Origin of the sequence: Nitrosopumilus oxyclinae (assembly GCF_013407165.1) — an archaeon.
Classification (GTDB): Archaea; Thermoproteota; Nitrososphaeria; order Nitrososphaerales; family Nitrosopumilaceae; genus Nitrosopumilus; species Nitrosopumilus oxyclinae.
The window spans coordinates 152,904-164,755 of the sequence record NZ_CP026994.1 but is presented as its reverse complement, the minus strand read 5'-3'; the positions used below and the strand labels follow the sequence as shown (position 1 = coordinate 164,755).

Genomic DNA, 11,852 nt, shown 5'->3' with positions numbered 1-11,852 from the left:
TCTCCTCAAAGTTGCACATTGAAAGTTGAGATAAAAGCGTTGTCAAGCTTTTGGATCCTCCACAATTAAAGTTCCACGCATATTATAGTGAATTAATCCGCAATATTCTCTGCATTGAATATCATGAGTTCCTGCTTCAGTTGGAGCAAACCATACAGTGTTTACTCTGCCAGGAATTGCATCCATTAAAACAACATAATCGTGAATGTTAAAAGAATGGTTTACATCTTTAGAATGAATTTCAAATTTGTAAGCTTTTCCAACTTCAACATGTAGTTCTCCAATTTCTTTAGTACCATCTTCATGTTCAAAAGTCCAGAACCATTGTTGTCCTGTTACAATAATTATTTTAGCATCTTCTGGAACATGCTCTACCAATCTTTCTGCTTCCCATGCTTCTGCTCCAACCCAAACCATTAATGCCACTACAACACCTACGTAAATCCATTCTGGCCAATTAGAGTGTCCACCCATTATTACCAGTCCGTGCCCTCATATGGAGTTGGTTTTGCATTTGGATGAGATTCTCTGAATCTCCAACATTGCCAAATAATTGTCCCAGATACAACTGCACCCACAGTAAATCCAACTGTCATTAATTTATAAAATAAATTCCAAATAAGCACTCTACGGTCAAGATATTCTCCTGGTTCATCACCTGCAGCAAATGATAAGTCTACAGCTGGTATTACCATCAAAACTGCCAATACTAAGAATAACCCAACGAATTTCTTCATAGCGATTGAATGACGTGGCCTATAATTTCTATTTAAGGGTTTTCAAGATTATTAGCTACCAACCCTGATCGAATCGAGATGGATGCATTACATTAAGTCCAGATAGTGAGAATTTTTGTTCTTTTTCTCTAAAGATGTTAAGGGAAGCATTTGCAATGATTAATTCAAAAAGATTGGTAGGTGACAAATCTACAATAGTTGAAAGCATTGCTTTGATTGGATCCATATGAGTTACAAGAACCACATTTTCATCAGGATGTTTTTCAGTTACATGATCTACAATTCCTAAAACACGTTTTTTGACTTGGTCAAAAGTCTCTACTCCATTATGAGCAATTTCTAATTCTCCATTGTAAAATTTCATAAAGACATTTCCATGACTGGTAAAAATCTCATCATATGGCATTCCAGTAAATTTTCCCATGTCAAGTTCAATTAATCGCTCATCAATTGTAACATCAATTGAATTATGTTCTCCTACAATTTCAGCAGTATGTTTTGCTCTCTGTATTGGACTAGAATAAATTGCAGAGACATTCATGTGTTTTAATAATTCAGCAGTATGTTCTGCTTGTTGAATCCCAGTATCAGTTAATGGAACACCTTCTGTTCTTCCAGCTAGTATTCTTTCAGTGTTATTTGTTGCCTGCCCATGTCTAAGGAAGATAATCTGTCCCAAATTGATCGATTTTCAAATAGAGATAATAATAACATTGGCAGGTAGATTATCATGAAAGTTGGAATTATTGGCGGAACTGGTGGAATGGGCAAAGGCTTTGCTCTAAGATGGTCTCAAAACAACGATATAATAATTGGTTCAAGAGATGCTTCAAGAGCATCTGAATCAGCTGTAGAATATACTAATCTTGCAAAAGAAGCATTTGGAGAAATTAAAGGAACTATATCTGGAAACGATAATGTTTCAGTTGCAAAAGAAAGTGATGTTTTAATTTTATCAATTCCGTATGAAAATATTGATACAGTATGCTCAGGAATATTATCACAAGTAAAAGATAGTTGTGTAGTTGTATCTCCAATTGTTCCAATGACAAAGACTGATGTTGGATTTGAGTGTGTTTCAATTAAAGACAACAAACCATTTTCATACAAACTAGTTTTAGAACATATGAAAGATAAGTCAAAACTTGTATCTGCATTTCATGTAATTTCTGAAAAGAAGTTAATCAATCCAACACTAGAATTAGATTATGATATCTTTGTTTGTGGAGATGATAAAGAATCAGTTGTAGTAGTAAATAGTTTGATTGATGAAATTAAAGGATTAAGAGCAATTTACTTGGGACCAATTGAGTTATCATACCTTGCAGAAATGTCTACACCATTACTGCTTAATGCAATGATTAGAAACAAGATAAAGAATCCAGGTATCAAAATTATCTAAATTCCATCACTTATCATGAGTCACGAATATTACAGACGGGGTAAAAATTGGTTTACTGCAATTGGTTTGCTTTTCTGTGTTATGGGAGGAATAGTTCTCATACAGCAATTACTCATATGGGGAATAGATTTTGTTGAAGATTTTTTGTTTAATGCAGAATTTACTAATGAAAAAGTGTCAGTTGCAATGTTATGCTTTGGGATTTTTATGATAGCGTTAGGATTTAGAAAACATGAAGAAAAGAGATGAATTTCTTAAAGAGCAAAAGATATTACGATTAGCAACAATTGGTAAAAATAAAACTCCACATATTGCGCCTGTTTGGTATAGATATAGTGGAAAAAAATTCTATATTGGAACAAACACTAAAACACAAAAGGCGCAAAATGTTAAGAAAAACCAAAGAGTCTCATGTTGTGTAGATGTTGGAGTTAATGCACCAAACATTTACGGGGTACTAGTACAAGGAAATGCCAATTTAATTTTAGATAATGCCAAAGTCAAAACAACTGCCAAAAAAATTCTATTAAGATATTTTAAAGACTTAGAGAACAAATCTGCAAAAGAACTACTAGAGAATACAGATTGTATTATAGAGATTATTCCTGAAAAGTTTACTGTTTGGAATTACTAACAAACTCTTCAATTTTGTTCATTGCAGAATTTAATATTTCAAGATTTGGCAAATATACCAATCTGAAATGTCCACTTCCATATTGTTCACCAAATCCAGAACCATGAACAGTTAGTACACCTTTTTGTTCTAACAGTTTAGTTACAAACTCCTTATCAGTTCCAAATTTGTTATCTTCAATTTTTGGGAATGCATAAAATGCGCCTTTTGGATTAGAACAAGATAGTCCAGGCATTTCATTTAGTCGTTTAACAACCAAGTCTCGATGTTTTTTCATTTCTGAAACAAAATTACCAATGTATTCTTGAGGGCCACGAAGAGATTCCAATGCTGCATACTGGACTGGAAGGCTAGTTGCAATTCTTACTCTTGCCAATTTTGGTAAATGTTCTCGTAATTCGACAAGTTGAGGTGATTGATTAAATGCAATATATCCAATCCTCCATCCAGACATTAGATGGACTTTGGAGAATCCATTTAGAACAATGACAGGTGAATCACCAGCTACTTTCCCAATCCCTACGAATTTTTCATCAAATACTATTTGATCATAAATCTCATCACAAATTATGTAAAGATTATGCTCATTTGCAAGATCTACAAGATCTTTGAGTGCTTTTTCATTGAATACAACTCCAGTTGGATTATTAGGACTAATCAAACAGATTGCGACAGTCTTTGATGTAATTTTTGATTTAATGTCTTCAATAATTGGTATAGAATTATTCAAGTCTACTGCAAACTCTACAGGTACTCCACCATGCAATCGAACATAGGAGGCATATGGAGGATAGTATGGCCCAGGTAGTAATACCTCATCACCTTCTTCAACTATTGAAGATATCACCATATCAAGTCCTTCAGAAACTCCATTTGTGATTAGAATATCATCAGCATTAATTGAAAGTCCTTTGGCATTTTCTTTTTTGGCAATTTCTTGTCTTAATTCTAAAAGACCTTCAGATGAAGAGTAAAAATTATTTCCATTGTTAATTGCATCAATCAAAGCTTGTTTTACATTATTAGGAGGCTGAAATCCAAATTGAACTGGGTCACCAATGTTGAGATAATCAACTTTCATTCCTGTTTGTTCAACTTTTCTAGCAGCTAGAACGATATCTCTAATTGCATATTCGACTCCAACTACTTTTTTTGATACTTTCAAAGTATCTAGACAGATATTTAGACCCGTTAAAATCTTACTTGTTTGGACTCGTTGCACAGTCTGGATAGTGCGAGCGGCTTCGAACCGCTAGGTCGAGGGATCGAAGCCCTCCGAGCCCTTTAGATTATCTTATAAAGTAAATTATTTCTCAACATGGTGAAATGAAGATATCTCCATTCAAACTCGGATTAGTATTAGTGATAGTTGGGATAGTGTGGACGGCGTTTATTTTTGATGAAACTGAAAAAAGATATGATTCTATTATACTAAAACAATCAAATTCTTTTGAAGTAAAATCAGAATTTTTTGGAATAGACATTGGATATTACAAATTATACATGCCTGAATTTGAAGGTGAGGAGATTTTTGTTCAGATATTAGATAACAAAGAGAATGTAATTGCAGAACAAATGGTAAAAACAAAATTATCAGTAGGATATTTTGATTTTAATGAAAATGGAGAATACACATTAAAGATTACAAATATTGCCAAAAATCAAATTGACATAGAAACAGAATTTGGAAATACAAACTCTCAAAAAATGCTTCCATCAGGAATAATGGTTCTTGTTGGTGCTTTAGTAATGATGATTATGTCATATATGAAAATTAAAAATTACAAAATAGAGCAACCAGAAGAAAATATCTCATAGATTTGTATACATTGGATCGTATGCCCAAAAAACAACACTAGATTAAAAATCAGCCAAGTGCTAAAAAACAAAAAGGCTACAATTGAGAATGGTAGGAATATTTTGAGTTTGGTATGTTCTCTATTTTTTAATATCAAAACTGCCCCTAGTGATGCAAGTACTAGACCTAGTTCAAGGGGTTGATGCGACCATGAAATTAATCCATCAATTCCAAATAGATCATGAGACAAAGAATCCCCAAAACCTGAAACAATTTGTAATATAGAACCTGTAATGACTAGTTTAATTCCAGTTTTAAGAGAACCACGTACTGATCTTCTAATTATCAACATGCTTCCCATAATTGCAGCACAACTAGTCATTGAAACTCCAAAGTACACTACAATGTGAGATGGACTCCAGAAAAACTCTGGTTCTTTTTGAAGATGAGATATAGCATCCCAAAATCCTGCTGAAACAATTACAATTGGACCAATTACTGCTAAAATTGAGACTAGTGAAACAAGTGTACTTGATTTTGCAATTGTAGAGTTTGTCAGTCTTGTGATTAGTTTCATTTTGTTTCTACAATATCATAGAGCTATTTGAAATATTGTAAAGAGATCAATTAGAAAAGTTCAAAGCTATGGGTAATTTCATGAATTAACTATATTAGATGAAACATTGTAGAAAAAATATGAGTCCAGGAATAGGATTAATGAAAAGACGCCTAGAAAAAGAAAAGGATGCAATTGCACTTGCAATTTCAGGTGTTGCCAAAAAATATGATGTGAAACCTGATGATATCAAGACTCTCGAGACAAAGTACCATGATGATGCAGGAGATTGGTATGTTGCACTAGGATGGGATGAAAAAAAGGCAATCATAAAGATGGATTCAGTACTAGGCACTATAACAGAAATTAAAGAGATCTAAGTAGGAAAAATATTCTAATTAAATCATAATTTTAGTAGAAAAAATAAAAAGATGTTTGATTATTTGAGTTCTTGAATATTCTTTATTATATTGTTCATCTCAAAAACCATTTTTTTTTGTGCTATGACATCCCTTGATTTCAAAAAATCACTTTGAAGTTCTGATAAAGACTCTCTTAGATCATTAATTTTTGTAGGTTTTTGTTCTAAAACAACTCTCTTTATTGGAACTGATTGTTCAGAGCTAATCTGCAGTTTAGAAATTTTCTCATTACATCCATAACATGGAGATTCTAAATCATTATCGTATCTTGGCAATTTTCCGTTAATGTCAAAATATGACTGAATTTTAGCATCTGCAAGGTTATGCTTTACATTGAGATCACGAACAATATTTTGCATTTCAACTTTAGGCATCTTTGCATACTTGACATATTGTTTCATGGCTTCAGAAAATGTACCGCCTTGTTTGAGAACAGAGTCTCTTGCATCTTTTGCCAAAGTGATTTTTGCTTGAAGATAATCAAATTGATCCCAAAATATCCCATGATCTGTAGCATTTAGCTTTGAAACATAGCTTGCAAATGCATTCTTTGGTGTGAATGCTTTGTAACTTTGATTCATTCTTTGAATTTCTTCTTCTAAAGATTTTTCAGCAATAATTCGTTGCTCATCAATGAACTTTTGGTGAGCGTTACGGGTTTTTTCAACCTCTTTTGCTTTTAGAAACTGTTGTTTTGAGAATTCTATTTTTGCAAGTATGTCTTGTGAGATAGAACTATTTTTTATTTCATCACCATCAATTCTATTAAAATCAGACTGTGCAAAGGCATTAGGTGTCAAAACAGACATTGCAAATACAGCAGTGAGAATTGAGGCGTAAAGTAGCTTCGTCATTAATTTCAGAAATGAGAAATTGTTTAAGAGGGATTCGTAGAAATTCATAGAATTAATCATACTAATTATTTTAATAGGACATTCTATGCCTAATTTGAGAAAAATCAGTGAAAAATATTAGTGAAAATATTTTAATTAATTTAAATTCTAATCATCTGTTGGTTTATTGAAATAAATTATGAATGGAAGAATTGGTTTAGTTCTATTAATGATATTCATCATTGTTTTTTCAGGATTATTTTATTTCAATAGTATGTTTTCAAATATTTCAGAAGATAAATTTTATTCACAAGAGTTTGATTTGTCAAAAAAGAAAATTTTGATTTATGGTTCTAGTCACATGGTACAATTAAATTCTACATACATTACAGAAAAGATTGAAAATCATTCAAATGAATATTTGCTTTTCAATATGGCAGAAAATGCAGATACACCTAAGAGAAGATCGTTAAATATAGACAAAGATTTGAAGATCAACCCGGAATTGATTGTTTATGGAATTGGTTTTAGAGACTTTAATTTATTGCAAAATGAAAAAAAGAAATCAGAAATAAAATTAATTGACATTATTCCTTTGGATACAACTGAATTAGAAACTTTGAACCCAAAATTAACTACATTAGAAGCTTTAAGGGCAGTTGTAATTGATATATTTACAAAAAATGAAAAATCAACTGTTCCATATCCAAATACATCAATATTTTCAAATAGAAATCAAGAAATAATTTTAGATGAAGATAAATTAAAAAGTAATGAAGAAACATTTGGGAAAATTTTAATTCCAATTGAAAAAAATGAGCAAGTAGAGTATTTTAAATCAATAATTAAAAAACTCAAAGAAAATAATATAGAAATTATAATTATTTTAACTCCTCATCATAAAATTGCTTTAGACGAAATTCCAGATAATGAGAAAAATAATTTTTATCAGATTTTATTAAATGTTGAGCAAGAATTTGATGTAAAAATTTATGATTTTTCAAATAAATTTTCAGATTTACCAATTTGGAGAGATACAACACATGTTGCATACAACGAAAAAGCTATAATTTTTAGTCACGAATTAGCTCAAATTATAATTCAGGAAATTACAAAATAATGTTATTCAATTCAATTGAATTTATTATTTTTTTTGTTGCTGTGTTAACTGTAATCACAATCATCAAACATAAAAAATTTCAACATTTGTTTATTGTATTTTCAAGTTACTTTTTCTTTTACTTTTCAAGTAACTATCTACTTTCATTATTGATATTTTCCACATTACTAGACTATTACATTGCAAAACTAATTTGGACAACTCAAAACAAGCAGAGAAAGAAAATACTTTTGATTACAAGTCTGGCTGGTAATTTAGGACTACTAGGATTCTTTAAATATGCAGATTTTGCAATCATGCAATTCAATATTTTAGGAAATCAGATCAATATTGGGGGAGGTATTCCATTTTTGGAGTTGGCATTGCCAATTGGAATTTCATTTTATACTTTTCAAACAATCAGTTACACAGTTGATGTATACCGTGGAAAACTGGAACCAAGTAAATCATTAAGAGAGTTTGCTCTTTTTGTGGCATTTTTCCCTCAACTAGTTGCAGGGCCAATTATTCGTGCATCAGAATTTCTCCCACAGCTACGTGAAAAAATAGAAGACAGTACATCCAAAATCAATCTAAAACAAATCATCATTCACAATTCCAATCTAAAACTAGGAATCACAATAATGGCATTTGGTTTTCTCAAAAAGATGTTTTTTGCAGACAATATTGCACCATTAGTTAATGCAATTTTTACAAATCCTATTGAAGCAAGCTCCTTTGAAATATGGTTAGGTACGATAGCATTTGGAATTCAAATCTATGGAGATTTTTCAGGATATTCTGATATTGCAATTGGTGCAGCACTAATTCTAGGATTTAAGATTCCAAGAAACTTTAACAAACCATATTTTGCAATCTCACCATCTGACTTTTGGAGAAGATGGCATATCTCATTGTCATCATGGTTAAGAGATTACCTATACATTCCATTAGGTGGAAGTAAGAAAGGTTCAGGTAGAACGTATTTCAATTTATTGACAGTGATGTTTCTTGGAGGTCTTTGGCACGGAGCATCATGGAATTTTGTAATTTGGGGAATGTTACATGGAGTATATTTAGTAATTCACAGAGTTATTGCAAATAAATTTCCAAGAATAGCAAATAGTGAATTTGTTAGAACAAAAACAGGAAAAATTATTTCAATATTAATTACGCAATATTTTGTATTTTTAGCATGGATTCCATTTAGAGTTCATGATACAGAAGGAATGATCTACTCAATGTCAAAGTACATTTTCTTTGATTTTGAATTTGATGAAATTATTGAAATTTTATTAGCTTACAAAATACCAATTGGGTTTATGATAGGATTTATTATTTTACATTATATTTCATTTAGAAAATCAGATTTAATAAAAATAATTATAAATCTAAAATTAAAATATTGGGGGATTATTTTAGCTATAATTTTATCTTTAATTGTTTTCTTTTTTGATGGAAATCCTGAAGACTTTATTTATTTCCGTTTTTAAATCTAAAATCAAAGAATTTTAGTAGGTTGTTTCAATAAATGTCATGAGTAATGCTATTGTTTTAGGAGGTTCTAGAGGAATAGGAAAAGCTATAGCAGAATCGTTAAAAACAATCCAAATTGATGTTTTTGCAGCATCTAAAAACGATATTGATACTTCAGATTTGAATAGTGTGAATAAATTCTTAGAGAAACATAATCAAACAGATATTTTAGTTTTAAACACAGGAGGTCCACCTCCAAAACCATTCAATATTATTACTAAAGATGACTGGAATTTGTATCATAATCAATTATTTGTAGGGTTTTGTACAATTTTACAAAAGATCAAAGTAAATGATAACGGGTATATTTTTTTGATAAGTTCTAGTGTTATCAAAGAACCAAATGCTAAACTAATAATATCATCTGCATATCGTGCTGCATTTGCTGAAGTTTTCAAAGTATTAAGTAAGGAATATGCCCAAAAAAACATTAGTTGTATTAACATTGCACCAGGTCCAATCAATACAGATAGAACTCATGAATTAATTGAAAATGTTAAAGAATTTGAAAAGACATTACCTATGAAACGACTAGGAGATCCTGAAGAGATTGGAAATTTTGTAAAATCAATAATTCAAAATAATATTAAATATCTTTCAGGAGTCACAATAAACTTTGATGGTGCAAATTCAAATTATGTATTTTAAAATAACGATCTAAGAAGTTATTAGGATAGATTAGTTTTCTAATATATGACAGAATGGAGTACTCTAAGAGCTAGATTTCCAGATGATGAATTTAATGAAATTGAGAGAATAAAAGAACAATATGGTTTAAGTTATAATGAAATTATTCGTTCAGGCGTAAAATTCTATGTAGGTTTGACATTTGCAAAAGAGTTAGTTGCAGATGCGTTAGAAGAAAAAGATATCAAAATTGGTGGAAAGAATATCGGAGAAATTCTAAACAGTCCCGAATATCAACGAAACATTGAACAAAAAATTTCAAAAATGGTAAAAATTTTGATATTGGAGTTTTTTGAAAAGGGAATGGATTTTAAAAATAAAACCAAAAATATAAGAAAAGAACGTAAAGTTGGTAGACCTAAAACAAAGAAAAAAGTTGGTAGACCTAAAGAAGGATTAGATTAAAATTATTTTTTAAATTCAACATTTGGAGTGTCAGGTTGTCCAGCAATTGCAATTAAACCACCATCACGAAGCTGTTGTAATAATTGCATAACTTCTTTTTCAACTTGTTTTCTTTGTAATCCTGTTTGTTGGGCAAATACTTCTACTAGTTCTGTTACTTTACGTTCTCCATTACACGACTTCCAAAAATCTACAATTGCTTGATTTACCATAAAGCCTTGCTCATGTTCATTTGCTAGAACCATTGATCCATCATCTTGTTGGACTAGTTTCCCAACTCCTTGAGGTAATGCTGTTTCATAATTTATTGGTGCAGGTGTATTCATAGCCGCCCCCATATTCTTAATTTTTAATTTTCCTTCTTCAGTCATTTTGTCCATTGACCATGCAGGTTCCCATACAATGTCAATTTTGACATTATTTACTCCAGGAACCTTTTTAGCAAATCTTGTAGCATCTTCAACCAAAGTTTCATGTAAAGGACAACCTTGAGTCGTCATTGTCATTTTGATATTAACATCATTATTTTCTGTAACATCAATTCCATAAATTAACCCCATTTCTACAATGTTTAGAGGTACTTCAGGATCCATACATTGTTTTAGAGAATCCTCAATTGCTTGTGCAGAAACAGTACTCATATTGTATACGGCAGTTTGAAAAACAATAAAAACTTTCTAATTATTAGCTTCAAATAATTTTGGAATTGACTTCTCATACGGTGCAGTAGCCACACCTTTTTCAGTGATTATACCAGAAATCAGCTCAGGTGGAGTCATATCAAATGCAGGATTAATTACACCAATATCGTCAGGTGCAGTTTTTTTATCACCAATTCCTGTAACCTCAGATCCTTTTCTCATTTCAATTATTACATCTTCAGCCTTTGTTTTCAAGTCAATTGTAGATAATGGCGCGGCTACATAAAATGGGATTCCATGTTGTTTGGCCATTGTTGCTACCTGATATGTTCCAATTTTATTAAAGACATGGCCAGTTTTTACAATTCTATCAGCTCCAACTACAACTTTATTCACCAATCCATTTGCCATTGAATACCCTACAGCAGTATCAGGAACTAGACTAACATCAAAACCATCATGTTTTAACTCAAATGCAGTTAATCTTGAACCCTGTTGAATTGGTCTTGTTTCAGTTGCTATGACTTTTACATTTTTTCCACTCTCCCTTGTTGCACGAATTACACCTAATGCGGTTCCATATGCTACAGTAGCTAAAGCTCCAGCATTACAGTGAGTCATTATAGTATCATTATTATCAAAAAGAATTGCACCATTTTTTCCCATAGCTTTGTTTATTTGAATATCTTCTTCGGCCATTTTTTTAGCAGTAGAAATTACTATTTCTCTAATTTGTTCTGCTGTTTCTCCAGTTTTTGCAACATTCATTATTTTTTCCAATCCCCATCCTAAATTTACTGCAGTAGGTCTGGTTGCAAAAAGTATTTTTCTTGCATCTTCCAAATCAGATAGCAATTCTTCTTTTGTTGTTGCCTTGCTTTGTAAAGCAGCTAATCCCAATCCAAATGCGCCAGATACTCCAATTGCAGGTGCACCTCTAACTATCAAAGTTTTGATAGCATTTGCAACTTGATTAAAATCATCATATTCTACAAAAATTAGTTCATTAGGTAGCTTTGTTTGCTCAATCATCACTACTTTGTTGTCTTTCCATTCAACAGTTCTAAGAGAAGAATCAATTGCAATATTTTTATCCATAGAA

17 protein-coding genes and 1 tRNA gene are annotated in these 11,852 nt (G+C 31.3%); 10 read left to right on the top strand and 8 right to left on the bottom strand.

The window, feature by feature from the left end; translation table 11 throughout:
* Positions 1 to 42 precede the first annotated feature (42 nt).
* From C5F49_RS00940 to C5F49_RS00930, 3 genes are read right to left on the bottom strand one after another with little or no spacing between them, the layout of a single operon-like run.
* Positions 43 to 474: a cupredoxin domain-containing protein gene (locus C5F49_RS00940; protein WP_179362901.1), complete on the bottom strand. Its 432-nt coding sequence runs from the start codon at positions 472 to 474 to the stop codon at positions 43 to 45.
* A gap of 2 nt (positions 475 to 476) precedes the next feature.
* On the bottom strand, positions 477 to 737 hold the full coding sequence (locus C5F49_RS00935) for a cytochrome c oxidase subunit II (protein ID WP_179362899.1): 261 nt from the start codon (positions 735 to 737) through the stop codon (positions 477 to 479).
* Positions 738 to 792: 55 nt separating this feature from the next.
* Positions 793 to 1,416, bottom strand: a complete 624-nt coding sequence (locus C5F49_RS00930) for a histidine phosphatase family protein (RefSeq protein WP_179362898.1) — start codon at positions 1,414 to 1,416, stop codon at positions 793 to 795.
* Between the two features lie 51 nt (positions 1,417 to 1,467).
* Between C5F49_RS00930 and npdG the strand changes: the two genes are divergently transcribed.
* From npdG to C5F49_RS00915, 3 genes are read left to right on the top strand one after another with little or no spacing between them, the layout of a single operon-like run.
* A complete protein-coding gene (npdG, locus tag C5F49_RS00925) occupies positions 1,468 to 2,139 on the top strand; it encodes an NADPH-dependent F420 reductase (RefSeq protein ID WP_179362896.1) in 672 nt (223 codons plus the stop codon).
* 15 nt (positions 2,140 to 2,154) lie between these two features.
* Complete coding sequence (locus C5F49_RS00920) at positions 2,155 to 2,388, top strand: hypothetical protein (protein WP_179362895.1); 234 nt, start codon at positions 2,155 to 2,157, stop codon at positions 2,386 to 2,388.
* Positions 2,372 to 2,773, top strand: a complete 402-nt coding sequence (locus C5F49_RS00915) for a pyridoxamine 5'-phosphate oxidase family protein (RefSeq protein WP_179362894.1) — start codon at positions 2,372 to 2,374, stop codon at positions 2,771 to 2,773. Before C5F49_RS00920 ends, C5F49_RS00915 begins: the two co-directional genes overlap by 17 nt.
* On the opposite strand, the gene C5F49_RS00910 is transcribed toward C5F49_RS00915, so the two are convergent.
* On the bottom strand, positions 2,754 to 3,938 hold the full coding sequence (locus C5F49_RS00910; protein ID WP_179362893.1) for an aminotransferase class I/II-fold pyridoxal phosphate-dependent enzyme: 1,185 nt from the start codon (positions 3,936 to 3,938) through the stop codon (positions 2,754 to 2,756). The two genes, C5F49_RS00915 and C5F49_RS00910, sit on opposite strands and share 20 nt — an antisense overlap.
* 44 nt (positions 3,939 to 3,982) lie before the next feature.
* Between C5F49_RS00910 and C5F49_RS00905 the strand changes: the two genes are divergently transcribed.
* Together C5F49_RS00905 and C5F49_RS00900 are read left to right on the top strand one after the other, a co-directional pair.
* Positions 3,983 to 4,057, top strand: a tRNA-Arg gene (locus tag C5F49_RS00905).
* Between the two features lie 42 nt (positions 4,058 to 4,099).
* Positions 4,100 to 4,591, top strand: a complete 492-nt coding sequence (locus C5F49_RS00900) for a hypothetical protein (RefSeq protein ID WP_179362892.1) — start codon at positions 4,100 to 4,102, stop codon at positions 4,589 to 4,591.
* Here the strand turns inward: C5F49_RS00900 and C5F49_RS00895 are convergent.
* Positions 4,555 to 5,148 (bottom strand): hypothetical protein, encoded by a 594-nt coding sequence (locus tag C5F49_RS00895; RefSeq protein ID WP_179362891.1) that lies wholly within the window; start codon positions 5,146 to 5,148, stop codon positions 4,555 to 4,557. The genes C5F49_RS00900 and C5F49_RS00895 overlap by 37 nt on opposite strands.
* 119 nt (positions 5,149 to 5,267) lie before the next feature.
* Here C5F49_RS00895 and C5F49_RS00890 point away from each other — a divergent pair, with 119 nt between their 5' ends.
* Positions 5,268 to 5,507: a hypothetical protein gene (locus tag C5F49_RS00890; RefSeq protein WP_179362890.1), complete on the top strand. Its 240-nt coding sequence runs from the start codon at positions 5,268 to 5,270 to the stop codon at positions 5,505 to 5,507.
* A 59-nt stretch (positions 5,508 to 5,566) separates the two neighbouring features.
* On the opposite strand, the gene C5F49_RS00885 is transcribed toward C5F49_RS00890, so the two are convergent.
* Complete coding sequence (locus C5F49_RS00885; protein WP_246275348.1) at positions 5,567 to 6,403, bottom strand: hypothetical protein; 837 nt, start codon at positions 6,401 to 6,403, stop codon at positions 5,567 to 5,569.
* Between the two features lie 178 nt (positions 6,404 to 6,581).
* Here C5F49_RS00885 and C5F49_RS00880 point away from each other — a divergent pair, with 178 nt between their 5' ends.
* Genes C5F49_RS00880 through C5F49_RS00865 form a run of 4 tightly spaced genes read left to right on the top strand, consistent with a single transcriptional unit; the run spans position 6,582 to position 10,109 of the window.
* Positions 6,582 to 7,502: a hypothetical protein gene (locus tag C5F49_RS00880; protein WP_179362889.1), complete on the top strand. Its 921-nt coding sequence runs from the start codon at positions 6,582 to 6,584 to the stop codon at positions 7,500 to 7,502.
* Positions 7,502 to 8,974: an MBOAT family O-acyltransferase gene (locus tag C5F49_RS00875; RefSeq protein WP_179362888.1), complete on the top strand. Its 1,473-nt coding sequence runs from the start codon at positions 7,502 to 7,504 to the stop codon at positions 8,972 to 8,974. The genes C5F49_RS00880 and C5F49_RS00875 overlap by 1 nt, the downstream gene beginning before the upstream one ends.
* A gap of 43 nt (positions 8,975 to 9,017) precedes the next feature.
* Entirely contained in the window at positions 9,018 to 9,665 is a 648-nt protein-coding gene (locus C5F49_RS00870; RefSeq protein ID WP_179362887.1) for an SDR family oxidoreductase, read from the top strand.
* 45 nt (positions 9,666 to 9,710) lie between these two features.
* The gene (locus C5F49_RS00865) at positions 9,711 to 10,109 is read left to right on the top strand and encodes a hypothetical protein (RefSeq protein WP_179362886.1); all 399 of its coding nucleotides are present in this window, start codon (positions 9,711 to 9,713) and stop codon (positions 10,107 to 10,109) included.
* A 2-nt stretch (positions 10,110 to 10,111) separates the two neighbouring features.
* On the opposite strand, the gene C5F49_RS00860 is transcribed toward C5F49_RS00865, so the two are convergent.
* Together C5F49_RS00860 and mtnA are read right to left on the bottom strand one after the other, a co-directional pair.
* A complete protein-coding gene (locus C5F49_RS00860; protein WP_179362885.1) occupies positions 10,112 to 10,750 on the bottom strand; it encodes a PqqD family peptide modification chaperone in 639 nt (212 codons plus the stop codon).
* A 36-nt stretch (positions 10,751 to 10,786) separates the two neighbouring features.
* Entirely contained in the window at positions 10,787 to 11,848 is a 1,062-nt protein-coding gene (mtnA, locus tag C5F49_RS00855) for an S-methyl-5-thioribose-1-phosphate isomerase (protein ID WP_179362884.1), read from the bottom strand.
* Between the last annotated feature and the right edge of the window lie 4 nt (positions 11,849 to 11,852).

Bases quoted from the DNA above. Each gene is read 5' to 3' on its own strand.
- C5F49_RS00940 (WP_179362901.1), bottom strand. From the start codon at position 474: ATGGGTGGACACTCTAATTGGCCAGAATGGATTTACGTAGGTGTTGTA.
- C5F49_RS00935 (WP_179362899.1), bottom strand. From the start codon at position 737: ATGAAGAAATTCGTTGGGTTATTCTTAGTATTGGCAGTTTTGATGGTA.
- npdG (WP_179362896.1), top strand. From the start codon at position 1,468: ATGAAAGTTGGAATTATTGGCGGAACTGGTGGAATGGGCAAAGGCTTT.
- C5F49_RS00920 (WP_179362895.1), top strand. From the start codon at position 2,155: ATGAGTCACGAATATTACAGACGGGGTAAAAATTGGTTTACTGCAATT.
- C5F49_RS00915 (WP_179362894.1), top strand. From the start codon at position 2,372: ATGAAGAAAAGAGATGAATTTCTTAAAGAGCAAAAGATATTACGATTA.
- C5F49_RS00900 (WP_179362892.1), top strand. From the start codon at position 4,100: ATGAAGATATCTCCATTCAAACTCGGATTAGTATTAGTGATAGTTGGG.
- C5F49_RS00895 (WP_179362891.1), bottom strand. From the start codon at position 5,148: ATGAAACTAATCACAAGACTGACAAACTCTACAATTGCAAAATCAAGT.
- C5F49_RS00890 (WP_179362890.1), top strand. From the start codon at position 5,268: ATGAGTCCAGGAATAGGATTAATGAAAAGACGCCTAGAAAAAGAAAAG.
- C5F49_RS00885 (WP_246275348.1), bottom strand. From the start codon at position 6,403: ATGACGAAGCTACTTTACGCCTCAATTCTCACTGCTGTATTTGCAATG.
- C5F49_RS00880 (WP_179362889.1), top strand. From the start codon at position 6,582: ATGAATGGAAGAATTGGTTTAGTTCTATTAATGATATTCATCATTGTT.
- C5F49_RS00875 (WP_179362888.1), top strand. From the start codon at position 7,502: ATGTTATTCAATTCAATTGAATTTATTATTTTTTTTGTTGCTGTGTTA.
- C5F49_RS00870 (WP_179362887.1), top strand. From the start codon at position 9,018: ATGAGTAATGCTATTGTTTTAGGAGGTTCTAGAGGAATAGGAAAAGCT.
- C5F49_RS00865 (WP_179362886.1), top strand. From the start codon at position 9,711: ATGACAGAATGGAGTACTCTAAGAGCTAGATTTCCAGATGATGAATTT.
- C5F49_RS00860 (WP_179362885.1), bottom strand. From the start codon at position 10,750: ATGAGTACTGTTTCTGCACAAGCAATTGAGGATTCTCTAAAACAATGT.
- mtnA (WP_179362884.1), bottom strand. From the start codon at position 11,848: ATGGATAAAAATATTGCAATTGATTCTTCTCTTAGAACTGTTGAATGG.